An 18,127-nucleotide genomic window follows, 5' to 3' on the forward strand; every position below is an offset into this window, starting at 1 on the left:
GACCGGACACGGGAGGGCCGGCCGATCGACCGCCCTCCCGCTCGCTCAGTCCTCGATCGAGGTGTTGTAGAACTCCGGCAGGGCGCCGTCGGTGAGGGAGAAGCCCTTCACCCGCTGCTGGGTGACGAACACCTGGCTGTCGTTGAGGATCGGGACGACGTAGGCCTGGTCGATCAGGTGGTCCTGGATCTGTCCGAGGATCGCCGCACGGGCGTCGTCGTCGGTCGCGGCGTTCTGCGCGTCGAGCAGCGACTGCAGGGTCGTGTCGGAGCCGGCGAGACCGAGGAGGTCTGAACCGTCCTTGCTGTAGTACTCGCTGAGGCCCTTCGAGGGGTCCGGGTGCGGCCAACCGACTCGGAGCGCCCCGACCTCCGGGTCCGCGAACGCGGTCGCCCAGTAGGTGGAGTAGTCGAGCTCGTTGAGCGACAGCTCGATCCCGACGTCTTTGAACTGGTTCTGGATCTGCTGGAACAGGCTCTTCGCCGTGTTGTCGTAGACGTCGATGTAGGTCTTCACCGTGAGCCGCTCGCCGCCCTTCGTGCGGTAGCCGTCCGCGTCGCGCTCGGTCCAGCCGGCTCCGTCGAGCAGGCTGTTCGCCGCATCCGGGTCGTAGGCGAACTTCGCCGATTCGTCGACGTAGCCGAAGGTCCCCGGCGACAGGACCGACGTCGCGGGCGTCCAGCTGTCGGTGTACTGCGTCTCGATGATCTGCTCACGGTCGATCGCGTGCAGCAGCGCCTTGCGGACGTCGACGTCGTCGAGGAACGGCGCCTGGCTGCGGAGGAACCACTGGTTGCTGAGACCGACACCCGTCTTGGACACGATGTCGTAGCCGGCGTCGACGAGCCCCTGCTCCTCGCTCGGCTGGACGTAGCGGATGACGTCCGCCTCACCCGACTTCAGGGTGCCGAGCCGGACGCTGTCCTCCTGAACCGGGATGACCGTGACCGAGGCGAGGTGCGCCTCGCCCTGGTTCGGGGAGGACGGCGGGGCCCACGCGTACCCCTCACGACGGTCGAGCACGATCTCCTTGCCGTAGGTCTCGGAGGCGACGACGAAAGGACCGGAGCCGATGAGGTTCACGAACTTCGACTGCTCCTCCTTGCTCGCGTCGATCGTGGCGTCGGCGACGAGCCCGGATCCCCACCCGGTGAGCACGTTGAGGAAGGGCGCGTAGGGTGCGGCGAGGACGACGGTGACGGTGCTGGTCGCGTCGTCCGGCGTCGCGACGAGACCGGGCGGGAACTGCGCGTTCGGGGTCGTGCCCTTCGCCTCGTCGCCGGTCGACTGCCAGTTCAGATTCTTCGCGACGCTCGTGGCGTCGACGGCGGTGCCGTCGCTGTAGGTGACGCCGTCGCGGATCACGAAGGTGTACGTGAGACCGTCGGGGCTGACGGTCCAGGAGTCGGCGATCCACGGTTCGAGTTCGCCCGTCTCCGCGTTGCGGTACAGCAGTCGGTCGGTGATGTTCTGCTGGAGCGCGCGGGTCTGCCACGTGCCCGCCTCCTGCACCTGCGCCGAGGTGGGGATCTCCGCGTCGAGGTAGGTGAGGCTGCCACCGTCCGCGTCGGACGAGGCCGACGCCGCCGAGCAGCCGGTCAGCGCGATGCTCACGGCGACGAGGGCTGCGGCGGCGAGTCGTGCTCGCCGTCTGGTGGTTCGGGTCATGACGGGTACTCCTGTGGGTCGGGGTGGTCCGGTGCTGTGCCGGTGTGGTTGCCCATCCTGGACGGCGCACCGGGCCACCCCGCCGCTCTGTTACGACAGGTTTCCCGCGGGTTCCCTCGATGACGCCGTGTGACCGTCGACGGTCCCCTCGTGCTGGTCGCCGAGGTTCCGTCCTCCGCGGTATCGTGCAGCCGGGTGGTCGTCGGGGAGCCGGGCCGCCCCGCCGGTCAGGCGCTCGCGGAGCGTCTCCCCCGGTCGATATGCGTCGCGCAGCCGCCCTCGGCGACGCAGCTCCGGCACGACGAGTTCGACGAAATCGGTGAGCGTGTCGAGGCTGTGGTACTGCCGCAGGTTGATGCCGTCGATACCGACCTCGTCCAACCATCGCTCGATCTCGTCGGCGACGACCTCGGGGTGCCGACGGCGAAGAAGTCCCGCTCGAGGTCGCTGCCGACCCGGCTGACGAAGTCGCCGACGGTGCCGGCCGTCACCTGGGGCGGGAGGGCGTCCACCGGGACCCCCTCTGCGGCGAGCGCCTCGGCGACGGTCCGGTCCTCCGGGTGCGCCAGCGGGTCGAACGGCAGCCCGGCGTGCACGAACCGGCCGACGATACTCGCGTGCTCCCGGTACTGCGCGGCCTTGGCCTCGGCCTCCTCCTGCGTCGGCGCGACGATGACGGCGGCCTGGACGACGATCTTCAGCGCGGCCCCGTCGCGTCCGTTGTCGGCCGCTGCCGCACGGAACCGCTCCAGGAGGGGCCCTGCACCACCAGGACCCCGCACGCCCGTGAACACGGCTTCGGCGTGCCGTCCGGCGAACGCGATGCCGGCCGGCGAGGCGGTCGCGGTGTAGAGCAGCGGTGTCCGCTGCGCGCTCGGCTCGGACAGGTGCGGTCCGGCGACCTGGAAGTAGCGTCCGACGTGATCGATGTACCGCACCTTGTCGGGGTCGGAGTAGACGCCGGCCTCCCGGTCGCGGATGACGGCGTCGTCGTCCCAGGAGCCCTCCCAGAGCTTGTAGAGGACGTCCAGGTACTCCTCGGCGATCGCGAACCGTTCGTCGTGCGGGATCTCCTCGGCGAGGCCGAAGTTCCGTGCGGCGTTGGGCAGGTAGGAGGTGACGATGTTCCACGCGACGCGGCCGTTCGTCAGGTGGTCGAGGGTGCTCATGCGACGGGCGAAGGCGAAGGGCGGCTCGTAGCTCGTCGAGAAGGTGATGCCGAAACCGAGGTGCTCGGTCACGGCGGCCATCGCGGGGACGACGAGCAGCGGGTCGTTGTTCGGGATCTGCAGCCCCTCGCGCAGGGCGTCGGCCGGGCCGCCACGGAACACGTCGTAGGTGCCGACCACGTCCGCGATGAAGATGGCGTCGAACCCGCCCACCTCCGCTGTCCGGGCAAGTGTCGTCCAGTACCGGATGTCGGTGTACTGGTCGCGTCGGTTGTCCGGCAGGCGCCAGAGGCCGTGGGTGATGTGGCTCACGCAGTTCATCTCGAACAGGTTGAGGATGAGCTGCTTGGGGCTGGACGGCGTTGGGCTGGACTGTGCGCTGATGATCGACTCCTCCGGTGGAGCGGCGATCGGTCCGTCCGGACCGGGCCGCCTGAGCACCCTAGGCGCAGCGGGAGGGGCGAGGTCCGGCCGCCGTGTCACATCCCGTCATACGCCAGCCGGCGATGCGAGGGAGACGATCGGTCAGCGGGCGACGGACGGGACGCGGTCCTGCCAGCGCAGTCGGCGCTCCAGTTGCGCACCGAGGGCGAGCAGGGTGGCCTCGCCTCCGGGACGTCCGATCAGCTGGACGCCCATCGGGAGGCCCTCGGACGTCTCGTGCACCGGGAGCGTGATGGCCGGCAAGCCGGTCGCGTTCACGAAGGAGGTGTGCGGCGCGTAGCGCACCTGCTGCTCGAAGTTCAGCTCGGGCGAGTCCTGGTCGTACCACCCGATCGGCCGTGGTGTCTGGGCGAGCGCCGGCGTGATGATCGCGTCGAACGGCGCGAACTGCGCGAGGACGCTGCGTTCGAACCGGTGGAGACTGGCGAGCGTCTCCATGAGCCGGGTCGCCGGCAGCGCCCGACCGCGCTCGACGAGGGACCTCGTGATGGGTTCGAGGAGCGCCAACTCCGCCTCCGAGGACGCCGGGACACCGGCCGCCGAGGCCTGCCAGATCGTCGTGAAGTCGGCCGGGTACCGTTCGGCGTCGCGGAGGGTGAGCTCCTCCAGGCCGTGCCCCATCGCGGTGAACGCCCTGGTGGCGACGTCGACGGCGGCGCGGGCCTCCGGGTCGACCGTCAGCTCGAAGGCGCTGTCCCAGGGTGAGCCGTCGAGGACCGCCAACTGGAACCGCCCCTCGCCGCGCACGGCGTGCCCGAGCAGTGGTCCGTCGTCGGCGTCGGGTGCTCGCAGCGTGAAGTGATGGTCGATGCGGCCATGGACGCGCTCGATCATCGCGTCGAGCAGGAGCGCCGCGTCGGCGACGGTCCGGGCGATCGGCCCGGGGACGACGAGGCCGGCGAGTCGGTCGACACCGGAGCGCGCGGGGACGAGGCCCCTCGTGGGCTTCAGGCCGACGAGCCCGCAGGCGGCCGCCGGGATACGGACGGAGCCGCCGCCGTCGGAGCCGGGGGCGAACGGGAGGAGCCGCGCGGCGACGGCGGCTGCGGCCCCGCCACTCGACCCGGCCGCCCCACGGTCGAGGGCCCACGGGTTCCGCGTCGGCACCCCGTCGAGCGGCTCCGTGTAGCCGTAGAGCCCGAACTCCGGGGTCGCGGTCTTCCCGAGGCTCACCGTACCGGCCCGGTCGAGGACGCCGACCAGCTCGTCGTCGGTCGTCGCCACGAGATCCGCGGTGAGCCGCGACCCGAAGCGGACGGGCTGACCGGCACGGGACACGAGGTCCTTGTCGCCGATCGGGAGTCCCCAGAGCGGTGCGGTCCGAGGAAGCGCCTCGACCGCTTCCACGCGTTCGGCGAGCGATCCGGCGGCGACCGAGGTGAAGGCGCCGATCGCGTCGTCGAGGCGCTCGATGCGGTCGAGGTAGTGCCGGGCGAGCTCCGTCGGTGAGACCTCGTCCCGCTGCAACGCCTGCCACTGCTCGAGCGCCGTCAGCTCGTGGAGTTCCGCCATGCGACCAGCCTAGAGGCGGCGCTCTCCGGTGGTCCCCGTTCCCTGTCCGTTCCGGTCCCTGTTCCCTGTCCGTTCCGGTCCCTGTTCCCTGTCCGTTCCGGTCCCTGAGCCTGTCGAAGGGCGTCGACCGGCTCAGCGCTTCAAAGACTTCTGCAGCAGGACCGTGCCGATCCAGCGGCCGAACTTGAACCCGACACGGCCCATGCGGCCCACCTCGGTGAACCCGAACTTCTCGTGCAGGGCGATCGACGACTCGGCGCCCTTGTCGGCGATGACGGCCAGCATCTCCTTGAGTCCGGCGGCCTTCGAGCGCTCGATGAGCTCACCGAGCAGATCGGTGCCGAGGCCCTTGCCGGTCGCCGCGGCTCCGAGGTAGATCGAGCTCTCCACCGTGAAGCGGTAGGCGCGCTTCTGCTTCCACGGCGCACACAGTGCGTACCCGAGGATCTGTCCGGTCGGGTTGACGGCGACGATGAACGGGAGCTGGAGCCGCTGCAAGTAGGCGAACTTGGAGCGCCACTCGGCGAGGGTCATCGCGTCCTCGTCGAAGGTGACCATGCTGTTGGCGACGTAGTGGTTGTAGATCGCCCGGATGTCGGGCAGGTCGGCCGCCGTGGCGTCGCGCATCGTGAAGGCGAACGGCGTCTCGGGCGTCGGCGGCTTGCGCAGGTGCGGCGGCAGCCGTCGCCTCGGCTCGTACTCCTCTTCCAGCATCCCCCAAGCCTAACGAGGGGGTGGGTCGGCGGACAGCCCTTGCGGCCGACGCCACGACCCGGTCGTCAGTCGAGGGACCAGTCGATCGGGTCCACGCCGCGGGAGACGAGGAAGTCGTTCGTGCGGCTGAACGGCTTCGACCCGAAGAAGCCCCGCGAGGCGGAGAGCGGGCTCGGGTGCGCCGAGACGATGACGTGGCGGTCGGGGTCGCTCGACGATTCGAGCAGCGGCGCCAGTCGTTCGGCGTCCTTGCCCCAGAGGATCGACACGAGCGGTGCGGGGCGTGCGGCGAGCGCGCGGATCGCCTGTTCCGTGACCGCCTCCCAGCCGTGTCGGCGGTGCGATCCGGCGGAACCCGCCTCGACCGTGAGGACACGGTTGAGGAGCAGCACGCCCTGTCGGGTCCACGAACTGAGATCGCCGTGCTCCGGCGTCGGGACGCCGAGGTCCTCGCGGAGTTCCCGGTGGATGTTCGCGAGGCTGCGTGGCAGCGGGCGCACCTCCCGGTCCGCGGCGAACGATAGACCGATCGGATGACCGGGGGTCGGGTACGGATCCTGCCCGACGATGAGGACCCGGACCGCGCTGAACGGCGTGCGGAAGGCCCGCAGGACGAGCTCGGGTGCCGGCAACCATCGGGCACCGGCCGCCGCTTGCGCCGCGAGCCAGTGGTCGATCGTCGCGAGGCGGTCGGCGACAGGCGCGAGCGCGTCGGCCCAGCCCGCGTCCATCGACCCCGCTGCGGCGAGCTGTGCCGGGCTGCCGCCGAGGATCCCGTCCGTCATGGACTACTGCTGCTGCGGCTGCTCGGCGCCGATCGTGCGGACGACGACCCCGTGCTCGGCGGTGAACACCTGCCAGACACTGCCGCCACCGAGGACGGAGAGCGCCCCCTGCCCGACGACGAGCGCCGTGTTCTCGTCGATCGCGACACCGCCGTCGATGACCCCGGCCTCCGTCGCGGCGACGAGCCGCCCGAGGGTGCCCCACTGTGCGGCATGCGCCTCGACCGCGATGTCGACGAGCCCGAGACCGTCGCCGATCGTGACCTCGTCGAGTTCCTCGGACGCCGCCTCGGGGCTCACGGGGACCTCGCCGACACGCCATCCGCCGATGATCGCGTGCTCGGCGGCGATCATCGCGCCGGCCGAGATGCCGAGGTAGGGCAGACCGGACGCGACGAGGCGTCGGATGTCGGTGGCGACCGGCGCGACCGCCTCCGCGTAGGCCGAGGGCAGCCCACCGCCGACGACGATCCCGTCGACCTCGGCCAGCTGAGCCTGCGCGACCACGCCGCCCTCGCGGACGACCACGCGGATCGCCTCGATCTCACCGGAGCGTGCCACGGCGCGTTCCAGGGCGGCGGACTGCTCGAGCCCGTCGCCGTCGTGCACGACGACGATCGCGATGCGCGGGGCCAACCGACCGGCGACGACCGCGAGCGCGGCCGCCTCGGCGATGAACGCTGCGTAGACGGTCGACTCGGTCTCTGGGGCGGCCGGACCGCCGAGGAGGAAAACACTCACCCTGAGACCCTACCCGGCACCCCGGATCAGGCGGGGACGATCAGGCCGTGATCGTCGGCAGCGTCGACCAGGGGAAGGAGATCCAGCGGTCGACGCGCTTCCACACGTAGTCGGGACGGAGCACCGTCTGCGGCTTCTCGTACAGCGTCACCGTGCGGACCTCCGCACCGCTCGCCTGCATGAGTTCCAGCACCATCGCGAGCGTACGGCCGGAGTCGGACACGTCGTCGACGAGCAGCACCCGGCTCCCCGGCAACCCGGCCACGTCGAGCAGCGGCGGGAGCACGACGGGCTCGGGGAGACGCGCGTCGACCCCGGTGTAGAACTCGACGTTCAGCGCGCCGCACGCCTTCACGTCGAGGGCGTAGGCGATGGCACCGGCGAGCAGGAGCCCGCCGCGCGCGATCGCGACGACGGAGTCGGGCCGGAACCCGCTCGCGACGATCGCACTGGACAGTTCGCGGGCCGCGTCGCCGAACGTGGGCCAGTCGAGGACCTCTCGCTCCGGGGACGCTGCGCTGGGGTTCTCGGTCGACATCCTCCAACGCTATCCTGCCGGCCGGGCCGCCTGTACCATCCCCACATGGCGCGAGACAGCACGACCACCGGTGGCGCTTCGGCGACCGGATGGCGCACGTCGATCCGTGGGTCGGCAGCGGGGATCACCGCTGGGCTCATCGGCTGGCTGTTCCTCGTCGAGATCACGAGCGGTGTCCTGCAGGGCTACTACGTCCCGCTCATCCCCGACCTCGTCGAGCACCTGGGCATCCACGACGCGGACTTCAACTGGTTCGAGGCCGCGCAGCTGCTGTTGTCGGCGCTCGTCGTCCCCATCCTCGCGAAGCTCGGCGACATGTTCGGGCACAAGCGGGTCCTCCTCGTCTCGACCGTGTTGACAGCCGGCGCCAGCTGGTGGCTCGTCGTCGCCGGGGACTTCTGGTCGTTCCTCGCGGCCTGGGCGCTGCAGGGCTTCTACGTCGTGTGGCTGCCGCTCGAGATCGCACTCATCTTCGAGCGGGGCCGTCGCTCCGGTACCGGGGCCTCGCAGACCCGCCGGGCCGCCGGACTCCTCGTCGTGGCGCTCGAGGCCGGCGCCATCATCGGTGCACTGTCGAGTGGACGCATCCTCACCGCCCTCGGCGGCGACATCCCACTCACGATGATGCTGCCGGCCGTCGCGGTGACCCTCGTCTTCTTCGCCATCCTGTTCGGCGTCCCCGAGTCCGAACCCCTGCCGGGCAGGACCCTGGACCTCACGGGCTTCGTACTCCTCAGCCTCGCGCTCCTCCTCATCACCTCTGGGCTCACCTTCCTGCGACTCAACGGTCCGCAGACGTGGTGGGTGTGGGGGCTCATCGCGATCGGCGTGCTCGCGTTCCTGCCGTTCGGGCGACATGAACTGCGGCAGCCCGACCCGGCGATCGACCTCCGGGTGCTCCGGCAACCCAACATGTGGCCGGTGCAACTGACCGCCGGGCTCATCGGGATCAGCCTGCTCGGCGCCCAGGCCCCGCTCAGCACCTATGCGGGGACACCCCGGGAGAACGGGTACGGACTCGGGCTCGACGCCGGCGACATCTCCACGCTCATCGGCGCCTACCTGATCTCGATGATCGTCGGTGCGCTCCTGTTCCCGCTCGTGTCGCGCTGGGCGACGCCTCGGATCGCGCTCATCATCGCCGCCTCACTCGTCGCGGTCGGATACCTGCTCTTCCTCCCGTTCCACCTCGAGACGTGGCAGGTCTTCCTGAACATGGCGATCGCGGGGCTCGGCTCCGGTGCGCTCGTCGGAGCCATGCCGGCCGCGGCCGCGGCCGCCGCACCTCGCGGGCAGACGGGTGTCGCGTCGGCGCTGACCAACACGACGAAGACGATCGGCGGCTCCTTCGCCTCGGCCGTCTTCGGCGTGGTGCTGTTCGCCGGCGCCGCGCAGGCCGTCACGGCCGGGGCGTCGAGCCTGTCCGGATACCTCACGGTCTGGGCGATCTGCGGGGCGGGGGCGCTCGTCGCCGCCGTCTTGCTCTGCTTCGTCCCGAAACTCGCCTTCGCGGATGCGGCCCCGGTCGACGTGGAACCCGAGCCACGCATCGATCCCGCTGCTGAACACCCGGCCGGCCCCTGAGCTCCCGACCCGTACCTGACTGCAACCGGTCCTTACGTTCCCAACCGGCCCCTGAGCTCCCAACCGGCCCCTGAGCTCCCAACCGGCCCCTGAGCTCCCAACCGGTCCCTGAGCTCCCAACCGGTCCCTGAGCTTGTCGAAGGGGGTCTACTCCGCGACGCGCAACGGTCCCTTCGCCAGGCGGTACGGGGCGGCCTGGGCGACCGGCTTGATCGTGATGAGGTCGAGGTTGACATGCGGTGGCAGCGAGGTCGCGTGGACGATGGCCTCGGCGACGTCGTCGGCCGAGAGCGGATCCGGTACGTCCTCGTAGACGGCGTCGGCGCGGTCCTGGTCGCCACCGAAGCGCACGAGCGAGAACTCCTCCGTGTGCACCATGCCCGGCGCCACCTCGATCACCCTGATGGGTTCGCCGTTGAGCTCGAGCCGCAGCACCTCGAACAGGGCGCGCTCGGCGAACTTCGCCGCGTTGTACCCGCCGCCACCCACGTAGGCGACGTGGCCCGCGATCGAGGTGACACCGACGATGGTGGCGGCACCACCCTCCGGGATGCTCCGACGGAGGATCGGCAGGAGCGCCTGGACCACGCGCTTCGTGCCGAGGACGTTGATGTCGAACATGCGCCGCCAGTCCTCCGCGTCGCCGTCCTCGACGGACGCGAGGCCGAAGGCACCGCCCGCGTTGTTGACGAGCGCCTGGGCGCCGCCGAGCTCCTCCACCCGGGCGGCGAGCGCGTCGACGTCCGCCTGCACGGTCAGGTCGGCGACGACCGCAGTGCCGCCGATGTCCGCGACGAGCGCATCGAGCCGCTCCGCACGGCGGGCCACCGCCACGACGTCCCAGCCGTCGGCGGCGAATCGCCTCGCGGTCGCCTCCCCGATCCCTGAACTCGCACCGGTCACCACCACACGTCTCGTCGTCATGCCTCCAGGGTAGCCACCGGGCCGAGGCGTTACGCCGTGTTTCCGCGTGGTTGGCGCGTGCAGGTGGGGCCGGTAGCCTCGGGGTCACGACGGAGCACCACCCGGAGCCACGCCCGGCGACATCGCTGTCGGACCGAGCGGCCACACCGGCGACACCCATTCACCCGAGCAGCACCGACCACCCGAGCAGAGGGGACCATCCACCATGAGCGATGCCACGAACGACTGGAAGTTCGAGACGAAGCAGATCCACTCCGGAGCTGCGCCCGACCCGGTCACGAAGGCTCGGGCCACGCCGATCTACCAGACGACGAGCTACGTGTTCGACAACGCCGACCACGCCAAGAACCTCTTCGCCCTCGCGGAGTTCGGCAACATCTACACGCGCATCCAGAACCCGACGCAGGCCGTCGTCGAGGAGCGCCTGACCGCGCTCGAGGGTGGCAGCGGCGCCCTCCTCCTCGCCTCCGGGCAGGCGGCGGAGGCCTCGGCGGTCCTCAACATCGCGCAGGCGGGCGACCACATCGTGTCGTCCTCGTCGATCTACGGCGGCACGTACAACCTCTTCAAGTACACGCTCGCGAAGCTCGGCATCGAGACCACCTTCGTGGAGAACCAGGACGACGCCGAGGAGTGGCGGCGTGCGGTCCGCCCGAACACGAAGCTGTTCTTCGCCGAGACCATCGGCAACCCGAAGATCAACATCCTCGACATCCGCCTCGTCGCCGACGTCGCGCACGAGGCCGGCGTCCCGCTGATCGTCGACAACACGATCGCCACGCCGTACCTCATCCGCCCGTTCGAGCACGGCGCCGACATCATCGTCCACTCGGCGACGAAGTTCCTCGGCGGCCACGGCACGGTCATCGGCGGGGTCATCGTCGACGGCGGCACCTTCTCCTGGACCGGGCACGCGGACAAGTTCCCGGGCCTCACGACGCCGGACCCCTCGTACCACGGCGCGGTCTACACGGACGCCGTGGGTGACGCGCTCGCCTACATCATCAAGGCGCGCGTGCAGCTCCTGCGCGACCTGGGTGCGGCCATCGCCCCGGCGAGCGCCTGGCAGCTCATCCAGGGCATCGAGACGCTCAGCCTCCGCATCGAGCGCCACGTGCAGAACGCCCAGCAGGTCGCCGAGTGGCTCGACGCCCACCCCGACATCGCGAGCGTCAACTACTCGGGTCTGCCGTCGAGCCCCTGGTACGCGGCGGCCAACCAGTACGCCCCGAAGGGCGTCGGAGCGGTCCTGTCGTTCGAGCTGAAGGGCGGGGTCGACGCGGGCCGCGCCTTCGTGAACTCGCTGCAGTTGTTCTCGCATCTCGCGAACATCGGCGACGTCCGTTCGCTCGTCATCCACCCGGCGTCGACGACGCACTCGCAGCTCACCCCGGAGCAGCAGCTCACGGCCGGCGTCACGCCCGGGCTCGTGCGGCTCTCGGTGGGACTCGAGAACATCGACGACATCACGGCCGACCTCCAGGCCGGTCTGACCGCCGCGAAGCAGGTCGTCGAGGCCGCCCGGGTCTGATTCCGTCCCGAGGCGCCTCCCTCCCGGTTGCGCCAGCGCGGTGCGCTGACGCGAGCGCACCCCGCAACCGCGAGCGCGGGTCTCCAGAGACCCGCGCTCGCGTCGTTCGTCGCGCGCTCGGGCCCGTTTCGCGTCACTCGAGCCCGTTCCCGTCGCTCGAGCCCGTTCCGGCGCGCTGAGGCCGACGGGAGCGTACTCGCGTCAGCGCACCGCGCCGACCTCGACCGATCGGGTGACGTAACACGGCCGGTCGACGCCTCAGGGCACGCCACAATGGAGACCTATGGACTGGCAGACCCCGGAAGACAGCGTGCCCTCCCGCTTCGTGACCGAAGCCGAGGTCGGCGCCCTCCTCGCGAACCCGCCCTCGAGCGGCGCCTGGCGCGACGGCGACCGGCCAGGCGACCGGCTCTTCGCCCCGCTCGGCCGACTCGACTTCGAGCACGGCGGAAGCATCCCGCACGCCAGACTCGCCTACGAGACCTGGGGCACGCTCGACGACGACGGCGGCAACGCGGTCCTCATCCTCCACGCGCTCACCGGCGACAGCCACGTCCTCGGTGGCGCCGGCAACGGGCACGCGACCGCCGGGTGGTGGGCCGGCATCGTCGGTCCGGGACTCGCCGTCGACACGGACCGCTGGTTCGTCGTCGCGCCGAACATGATCGGCGGCTGCCAGGGCAGCACCGGCCCCTCCTCCTTCGCGCCCGACGGCGTCGAGTGGGGTTCGCGGTTCCCGTACACCTCGATCCGCGACCAGGTCGAGGCCCAGTACCGATTGCTCGGGCACCTCGGACTCGACCGCTGGGCCGCGGTCATCGGCGGGTCGATGGGCGGCATGCACGCCCTCGAGTGGGCGGCCACCCACCCCGAACTCGTCGACCGATTGGCCGTGATCGCCGCGCCCCCGGTCACGACGGCCGACCAGATCTCACTGAACTTCGTGCAGCTCGAAGCGGTCCGCACGGACCCGCACTTCCAGGGCGGCGACTACTACGACGCCCCCGACGGTGAGGGCCCGCACCGCGGCCTCGCGCTCGCCCGCCGGATGGCCCTGCTCAACTACCGCAGCCCGGGTGAGTTGAACGCCCGGTTCGAGCGCAGCTGGCAGTCGAGCGTGAGCCCGCTCGGGCACGGCGGACGCTTCGCCGTCGAGTCCTACCTCGACTTCCACGGCAACAAGTTCACCCGACGCTTCGACGCCGGGAGCTACGTGACCCTCGTCGAGGCGATGAACTCGCACGACGTGGGACGCGATCGCGGTGGCGTCGGTGCGGCGCTGCGGGCCTACGCCGGTCCGTCGCTCGTGCTCGGGATCGACAGCGACCGGCTCTTCCCGGTCAGTGGGCAGGAGGAGATCGCACTCCATCTCCCCGGCAACCTCGACGGCACCCGACCGTCGGTCCTCCGGTCCGACTTCGGGCACGACGGCTTCCTCATCGAGAACGCGCTGGTCGCGCCGCATCTCGGCCGACTCCTCGCCGTCTGACGGCCGCGCCCCGTCTGTCCGACATCCGTTCCGCGGCGGTCGTGTCACCCGATAAGGTGACTCCTCAGAGGAGCGTGAGCATGGAACGGGTGGCGAGGACCCAGCGACGGCTGCTGCTGCGTACGACGCGTCTCTTCGGGCTCTCAGGGTGCGTCACGGCCGCGATGATCCTCAGCGTCCCGGGCGTCGTCTCGGGAGGTCGGTACACCGTCCTCCTCCTCCTCGTCGCCGTCCTCGCGCTCACGCACGTGGCCGCCGAGCAGTACGACGGCCGTCGGTGGGTGGTCCTGGTGTTCCTGGTCGGTGTCGGGGTCGTCGTCGTCATCGGGATGTCCGACGGGAACACCGGGCAGGTCGGCTCCGCGAGCGCGATCGCCGCGATCACCTCCCTCGGAATGGGAGCCGTCGCGGCCAGACTCGTGCCGCTCCGGCGCACCTGGCCGCTGCTCCTGACCGCGTTCGTCGTCACGACGGTCACGATCACTGTCGTCACCGGGCCGACCGCGCTCACGGTCCCGACCATCGGCCTGACCGCGGTCGTGTGGATCGCGATCGGCGCGTTCGGTGGCTGGCTCGACACGAGCATCCCCCGACTCATCCGTCGGGTCGACACCATCGGCAGCGCCTACAACGCCGAGCGACTCGCGAGTCAGGCTGAGTCGCAACGTCGGCAGGACGCACGATTGCTGCACGACACCGCGCTCGCGACCCTCACGATGCTCGCCCACTCCGGACGAGGCGTCGATGCCACCGCCCTCCGTTCGCAGGCGGGGAACGACGCGCACCTCCTCCGCAGCCTCCGCCTCGGCGAGGAGCTCAGCCCGGTCTCCTCCGGCTCGTACATCCTGCAGCGCGGCGCCGACTTCACCCTCGACGAGGGCATCGAGGCCGTGACCGACCGGTTCGCCGGGCTCGGCCTCACGGTCAACGTCTACGGCGGCGGACAGGCGAACCTCGACCCGCGCGTGCGTGAGGCGTTCCTCCTCGCCCTCGGGGAGTGTCTGGAGAACGTCCGTCGCCACTCCGGGGTCGACTCGGCCGACGTCACCGTCTCGATCGACGAGGTGACCGCCCGACTCCTCATCACCGACACCGGCACCGGGTTCGACCCGTCGGCGGTGCCGGACGGCCATCTCGGCGTCGCGGAGTCGGTCGTCGCGCGGATCCAGGAGGTCGGCGGCCAGGCACGCGTCTTCTCCGCCCCCGGGGCCGGGACGACCGTCATCCTGGAGGTCCCGCAAGCATGAGTGTCGACGCCCTCGAGGAGGCCACCGGGCCGACCCGACGCTACCGTCATCGGCGCGCCATCGACCGGCAGCGCTCATCACTCGGCACGACGCAGCTCGGTATCGGCCTCTCGGTCTCCGGCCTCGTCCTCGTCGTCTACGCCGCGATCCGCTTCGTCGAGTCGGTCCACCACTACCCGCGGCCGCTCCTCAGCGTCGTCGCCTGGCTGCTGCTCGCCGTGGCGATCGCGTCGACGTTCCTGCTGCTCCGCCGGTCCGCGTTCCACCTCTCCGACCGGCTGTTCGTCGCGCTCCTGATCCAGCTGGTGGTGGTCGCCGCGCTGGACCTGGCGAGCGTCTGGAGTCGCGACGCCGTGGGGGTCTATCCGACGGCGGCCGCGGCGGTCGGCGGCGTCCTGCTCGCGGTCGTCACCCTCCGGCCGGTCCGCGACACCGCCGCCGCGACGGTGGTGCTCGGGCTGATGCTCGTGGGGTCGATCCTCACCGTCACGCGCACCCAGAGCCCGACCCTCGGGGCGGAGCTGTTGTTCGCCGCGATCGCCGTGGTGCCGCCGCTCATCGCCTGCGCGATCGTCTCGCAGTACCGGCGGATCGTCCGGCTCGAACTCGACCGGGTGATGGTCGCCTCCACCGTGGCCAGTGTCCGCGACGCGCTCGGGTTCTTCGACTCGGAGGAGCTCGTGACCCTCGACCTCGAAGCGGAGGAGTTGTTCGTCGGTGTCGCCGACGGCTCGGTCGACCTCCCGCTCAGCCCTGAGCTGGCCGCGCGCGCCTCGCGCCTCGCCACCGAGCTCCGCCGTCATCTCATGTCCGACGGCAAGGAGTCCTGGCTCGAGCACGCGTTCCAGGAGTCGTCCGTGCTGTCGGACCGCGCGACCCTGCGCGACCCCGAGCGACTCGCGACGTATCTCGCAACGGATCAGCGGGATGGACTGCTCTCTGCAGTATGGTTGCTCCTCGGGGAAGCAGATGCGCAGAGTGCCAGAGCTGTGCTGACGCTCGGACCGGTCGACCGCTCCGAACGACCGGGCCGATCAGGTGCGCTCGTCATCCCGATTGTCCTCGAAGCGGCCGGAGTGCAACGCGCCAAGGTGGATCCCGCGGTGTGGGAAGCGCTCGGACGAGTGGGCAGCTCTACGGACACGTACCAGAAATCCCGGATCAGGATCGAGATCGACAGCACCGTCGACAATCCTGCTGCGGGCCAGCGGAAAGGGGAACGCCAATGACGTCACAGGAGTCTCGCATCAGGGTCGGCATCGTCGATGACCACCGCATGCTGCTCGGTGCGCTCACCGAATGGATCAGGAGCGTCGCCGACGACATCGAACTCGTCGTCGTCACCCCGTCCTGGCCGGAGCTGCTGACGCACCCCGCCTTCCCCGTCGACGTCCTACTGCTCGACGTCGACCTCAAGGACAACGTCCCGGTCGCCGTCAAGCTCGCGACGCTGAAGACCACCGGCGTCACGACCGTCCTCATGAGCACCTACAGCGACCCGGCGGTCGTCCGCGAGGCCCTGGCCGCCGGCGCCCTGGGGTACCTCGCGAAGAGCGAGGACGCCGAGACCATCGTGCACGCCCTCCGTGCGGCATCACGCGGTGAGTCGTACATCTCCCCCGAGCTCGACCTCGCCCTCGCGAGCGGCGCCTCCGGCACCGGTCCTCGCCTCAGCGCGCAGGAGCGTCGGGTCATGGCGTTGTACGCCGCCGGTGAGCCCGTGAAGATGGTCGCCGAGAGCCTCGGCATCTCCGACGAGACCGCGAAGAGCTACCTCAAGCGCATCCGCGAGAAGTACCGCAACGCCGGCATCGACGTCGGCACGAAGGTCGCGCTGCGCAAGCGGGCGATCCTCGACGGCATCATCGTCGACTAGCAGCGCGGTGCGCCGACGCGAGCGCGCGGGTATCGGTTCCAGCGCGGTGCGCTGACGCGAGACCGCATTGTTCGGCGTGAGCGCTACCCGGAGACGTCGGCGCGGGTCTCCGGAGACCCGCGCTCACGCGTGCGGGGCGCGCTCGCGCGAGCGCACCGCGCTGGCACCCCACCCCACGGGCCGGGACGGGCGCCGGGTATCGGTCAGACGGGGATCGGTCAGACGGGGATCGGCGCCGTCGGCGGGTTGCGGTCCGCGATCCTGCGCTCCTCGGCGTCGTTCGCCCGCAGGAGTTCGCGCCGGAGCTGCCGACGTTCGACCGTGAAGCTCGTGATGACGATCCCGAGACCGGTCACGGTCAGCGCCACACCGGTCCAGACCGGGGCGAGGTAGCCGAGTCCACCGGCGATGACCACACCGCCGAGGAACGCCCCGAGCGCGTTGCCGATGTTCAGCGCCGAGTGGTTGAGCGCGGCGGCGAGCGACTGGCTGTCACCCGCGACGTCCATGAGCCTCGTCTGGATCGCCGGACCGAGGCCCTGCGACGCGAAGCCGACCGCGAAGACGAAGAGGAACATGGTCGGGGTCCACGTCGCGGTGAGTGCCAGGGCGGTCAGGACCACGATCATGAGCGCGAAGAAGACGATCAGGGCTCGCTTCACCCCACGGTCCGCGAGATGCCCACCGACCAGGTTGCCGATCGTCATGCCGACCCCCATGGTCGCGAGCGCCCAGGGGACGAGCGTCGCCGACTCCCCCGCGACCTCGGTCACGAGGGGCGCGAGATAGCTGTAGACGGCGAAGAGGCCGCCGAACCCGATCGACCCGAACCCGAGCACGAACCACACCTGGCCTCGTCGGAAGACGCGGAGCTCCCGACGCATCGTCTGCTGCGGGTTGCCCGCCTGCACCGGCACGGCGAACCAGATGGTCACGGTCGCGAGCGCGAAGATGCCGGTGACGATGAGGTAGGCGGAGCGCCACCCGAACTCCTGACCCACCCAGGTCGCGAACGGGACGCCCACGACGTTGGCGATCGTCAGCCCGGTCATGACGAGCGCGACGCCCTTGCCGCGCTTCCCCGGGCCCATGAGACTCGCGGCCACGAGGGCGGCCATGCCGAAGTAGGCGCCGTGTGGCAGGGCCGCGACGAACCGGGCGAGGAGGACGAGGCCGAAGCTCGGCAGGACCGCAGACGCGAGCGTGCCGACGGTGAACGCGACGCCCAGCCAGAGCAGGACGGTCTTGCGCCGGTATCGCGCGACGAGCGCGGCGATCGTCGGCGCACCGACGACGACGCCGAGCGCGTACGCCGTGATCAACCAGGCGGCCTGCGCGTTCGCCTGCTCCTGGCTGCGCGCGGCCAGCTCGGGCAGGAGGTCGGTCGCGATGTTCGGCAGCAGACCCATCGCCACGAACTCGGTCGTGCCGATGCCGAAGGCCCCGACGGCGAGCGCGAGGATGGCAAGACGAACACGGGTCGGCGACAGCTGCGTCGACCCGTCCAGGATGGTGGGCATGGATCGAGTGTACGGGAATCCTCGAATCGATTCGAGTCCCCGACCGACGAAACCGGACGACCGCTGCCCGATGGGCTCAGCCGTCGTTCTCGAGCGCGGCGTCGAGGCGGTCGAGCTTGGCGGTCAGCTCACCCGTGTAGCCGGGACGGATGTCGGCCTTGAGGACGAGCGAGACCCGGCTGCCGTAGGCGCCGACCGCCTCGGTGGCGTCCTTGATGACCGCGAACACCTCGTCCCACTCCCCCTCGATGGTCGTGAACATGGAGTCGGTCCGGTTCGGCAGGCCGGACTCGCGGACGATCCGCACGGCCGCGGCGACCGCGTCGTGGACGGAACCGTCCGAGTTGCCGGAGCCGCTGGGGGCGACGGAGAAGGCGACGAGCAT

At 70.6% G+C, this 18,127-nt stretch carries 16 protein-coding genes; 6 read left to right on the plus strand and 10 right to left on the minus strand.

Going from position 1 to position 18,127, the window contains the following annotated elements; genetic code table 11:
* Positions 1-45 precede the first annotated feature (45 nt).
* From FGL15_RS01635 to FGL15_RS01665, 7 genes are all read right to left on the minus strand, one after another.
* A complete protein-coding gene (locus FGL15_RS01635) occupies positions 46-1,668 on the minus strand; it encodes an ABC transporter substrate-binding protein (RefSeq protein ID WP_138944702.1) in 1,623 nt (540 codons plus the stop codon).
* Between the two features lie 227 nt (positions 1,669-1,895).
* Positions 1,896-3,149, minus strand: a complete 1,254-nt coding sequence (locus tag FGL15_RS01640; RefSeq protein WP_370281987.1) for an NtaA/DmoA family FMN-dependent monooxygenase — start codon at positions 3,147-3,149, stop codon at positions 1,896-1,898.
* Positions 3,150-3,362: 213 nt separating this feature from the next.
* Complete coding sequence (locus FGL15_RS01645; protein WP_138944703.1) at positions 3,363-4,793, minus strand: amidase; 1,431 nt, start codon at positions 4,791-4,793, stop codon at positions 3,363-3,365.
* Between the two features lie 132 nt (positions 4,794-4,925).
* Entirely contained in the window at positions 4,926-5,507 is a 582-nt protein-coding gene (locus FGL15_RS01650) for a GNAT family N-acetyltransferase (RefSeq protein ID WP_079707223.1), read from the minus strand.
* Between the two features lie 65 nt (positions 5,508-5,572).
* On the minus strand, positions 5,573-6,292 hold the full coding sequence (locus FGL15_RS01655; protein ID WP_138944704.1) for a uracil-DNA glycosylase: 720 nt from the start codon (positions 6,290-6,292) through the stop codon (positions 5,573-5,575).
* A 3-nt stretch (positions 6,293-6,295) separates the two neighbouring features.
* Positions 6,296-7,033: a Type 1 glutamine amidotransferase-like domain-containing protein gene (locus FGL15_RS01660; RefSeq protein ID WP_138944705.1), complete on the minus strand. Its 738-nt coding sequence runs from the start codon at positions 7,031-7,033 to the stop codon at positions 6,296-6,298.
* A gap of 40 nt (positions 7,034-7,073) precedes the next feature.
* Positions 7,074-7,571 carry a phosphoribosyltransferase gene (locus FGL15_RS01665; RefSeq protein WP_071262460.1) on the minus strand — a complete coding sequence of 166 codons (498 nt, stop codon included), beginning with the start codon at positions 7,569-7,571 and terminating at the stop codon, positions 7,074-7,076.
* A gap of 45 nt (positions 7,572-7,616) precedes the next feature.
* On the opposite strand from FGL15_RS01665, the gene FGL15_RS01670 reads away from it, so the two are divergent.
* Complete coding sequence (locus FGL15_RS01670; protein WP_138944706.1) at positions 7,617-9,155, plus strand: MFS transporter; 1,539 nt, start codon at positions 7,617-7,619, stop codon at positions 9,153-9,155.
* Positions 9,156-9,302: 147 nt separating this feature from the next.
* Here FGL15_RS01670 and FGL15_RS01675 read toward each other — a convergent pair whose 3' ends face one another.
* A complete protein-coding gene (locus tag FGL15_RS01675) occupies positions 9,303-10,079 on the minus strand; it encodes an SDR family oxidoreductase (RefSeq protein WP_205858667.1) in 777 nt (258 codons plus the stop codon).
* A 205-nt stretch (positions 10,080-10,284) separates the two neighbouring features.
* On the opposite strand from FGL15_RS01675, the gene FGL15_RS01680 reads away from it, so the two are divergent.
* The 5 genes from FGL15_RS01680 to FGL15_RS01700 all read left to right on the plus strand — a co-directional run bounded on the left by FGL15_RS01680 (position 10,285) and on the right by FGL15_RS01700 (position 16,222).
* The gene (locus FGL15_RS01680) at positions 10,285-11,610 is read left to right on the plus strand and encodes a bifunctional o-acetylhomoserine/o-acetylserine sulfhydrylase (RefSeq protein ID WP_086473990.1); all 1,326 of its coding nucleotides are present in this window, start codon (positions 10,285-10,287) and stop codon (positions 11,608-11,610) included.
* A 283-nt stretch (positions 11,611-11,893) separates the two neighbouring features.
* Complete coding sequence (locus tag FGL15_RS01685; protein WP_138944707.1) at positions 11,894-13,099, plus strand: homoserine O-acetyltransferase; 1,206 nt, start codon at positions 11,894-11,896, stop codon at positions 13,097-13,099.
* An 80-nt stretch (positions 13,100-13,179) separates the two neighbouring features.
* On the plus strand, positions 13,180-14,346 hold the full coding sequence (locus tag FGL15_RS01690) for a sensor histidine kinase (protein ID WP_138944708.1): 1,167 nt from the start codon (positions 13,180-13,182) through the stop codon (positions 14,344-14,346).
* The gene (locus FGL15_RS01695) at positions 14,343-15,575 is read left to right on the plus strand and encodes a hypothetical protein (protein WP_138944709.1); all 1,233 of its coding nucleotides are present in this window, start codon (positions 14,343-14,345) and stop codon (positions 15,573-15,575) included. Before FGL15_RS01690 ends, FGL15_RS01695 begins: the two co-directional genes overlap by 4 nt.
* The gene (locus FGL15_RS01700) at positions 15,572-16,222 is read left to right on the plus strand and encodes a response regulator transcription factor (RefSeq protein ID WP_056012577.1); all 651 of its coding nucleotides are present in this window, start codon (positions 15,572-15,574) and stop codon (positions 16,220-16,222) included. The genes FGL15_RS01695 and FGL15_RS01700 overlap by 4 nt, the downstream gene beginning before the upstream one ends.
* Positions 16,223-16,440: 218 nt before the next feature.
* Here the strand turns inward: FGL15_RS01700 and FGL15_RS01705 are convergent, their stop codons facing one another.
* Positions 16,441-17,742 carry an MFS transporter gene (locus tag FGL15_RS01705; protein ID WP_138944710.1) on the minus strand — a complete coding sequence of 434 codons (1,302 nt, stop codon included), beginning with the start codon at positions 17,740-17,742 and terminating at the stop codon, positions 16,441-16,443.
* Between the two features lie 76 nt (positions 17,743-17,818).
* Complete coding sequence (locus FGL15_RS01710; RefSeq protein ID WP_079707231.1) at positions 17,819-18,127, minus strand: thiamine-binding protein; 309 nt, start codon at positions 18,125-18,127, stop codon at positions 17,819-17,821.

The sequence above is a fragment of the Plantibacter sp. M259 genome, from assembly GCF_006065115.1.
Lineage (GTDB): Bacteria > Actinomycetota > Actinomycetes > Actinomycetales > Microbacteriaceae > Plantibacter > Plantibacter auratus.

What these genes read in the sequence shown, in the direction of transcription:
- FGL15_RS01680 (WP_086473990.1), top strand. Translation starts at nt 10,285, where the DNA reads ATGAGCGATGCCACGAACGACTGGAAGTTCGAGACGAAGCAGATCCAC.
- FGL15_RS01690 (WP_138944708.1), top strand. Translation starts at nt 13,180, where the DNA reads ATGGAACGGGTGGCGAGGACCCAGCGACGGCTGCTGCTGCGTACGACG.
- FGL15_RS01710 (WP_079707231.1), bottom strand. Translation starts at nt 18,127, where the DNA reads ATGCTCGTCGCCTTCTCCGTCGCCCCCAGCGGCTCCGGCAACTCGGAC.
- FGL15_RS01650 (WP_079707223.1), bottom strand. Translation starts at nt 5,507, where the DNA reads ATGCTGGAAGAGGAGTACGAGCCGAGGCGACGGCTGCCGCCGCACCTG.
- FGL15_RS01670 (WP_138944706.1), top strand. Translation starts at nt 7,617, where the DNA reads ATGGCGCGAGACAGCACGACCACCGGTGGCGCTTCGGCGACCGGATGG.
- FGL15_RS01665 (WP_071262460.1), bottom strand. Translation starts at nt 7,571, where the DNA reads ATGTCGACCGAGAACCCCAGCGCAGCGTCCCCGGAGCGAGAGGTCCTC.
- FGL15_RS01635 (WP_138944702.1), bottom strand. Translation starts at nt 1,668, where the DNA reads ATGACCCGAACCACCAGACGGCGAGCACGACTCGCCGCCGCAGCCCTC.
- FGL15_RS01685 (WP_138944707.1), top strand. Translation starts at nt 11,894, where the DNA reads ATGGACTGGCAGACCCCGGAAGACAGCGTGCCCTCCCGCTTCGTGACC.
- FGL15_RS01675 (WP_205858667.1), bottom strand. Translation starts at nt 10,079, where the DNA reads ATGACGACGAGACGTGTGGTGGTGACCGGTGCGAGTTCAGGGATCGGG.
- FGL15_RS01700 (WP_056012577.1), top strand. Translation starts at nt 15,572, where the DNA reads ATGACGTCACAGGAGTCTCGCATCAGGGTCGGCATCGTCGATGACCAC.
- FGL15_RS01645 (WP_138944703.1), bottom strand. Translation starts at nt 4,793, where the DNA reads ATGGCGGAACTCCACGAGCTGACGGCGCTCGAGCAGTGGCAGGCGTTG.
- FGL15_RS01705 (WP_138944710.1), bottom strand. Translation starts at nt 17,742, where the DNA reads ATGCCCACCATCCTGGACGGGTCGACGCAGCTGTCGCCGACCCGTGTT.
- FGL15_RS01655 (WP_138944704.1), bottom strand. Translation starts at nt 6,292, where the DNA reads ATGACGGACGGGATCCTCGGCGGCAGCCCGGCACAGCTCGCCGCAGCG.
- FGL15_RS01695 (WP_138944709.1), top strand. Translation starts at nt 14,343, where the DNA reads ATGAGTGTCGACGCCCTCGAGGAGGCCACCGGGCCGACCCGACGCTAC.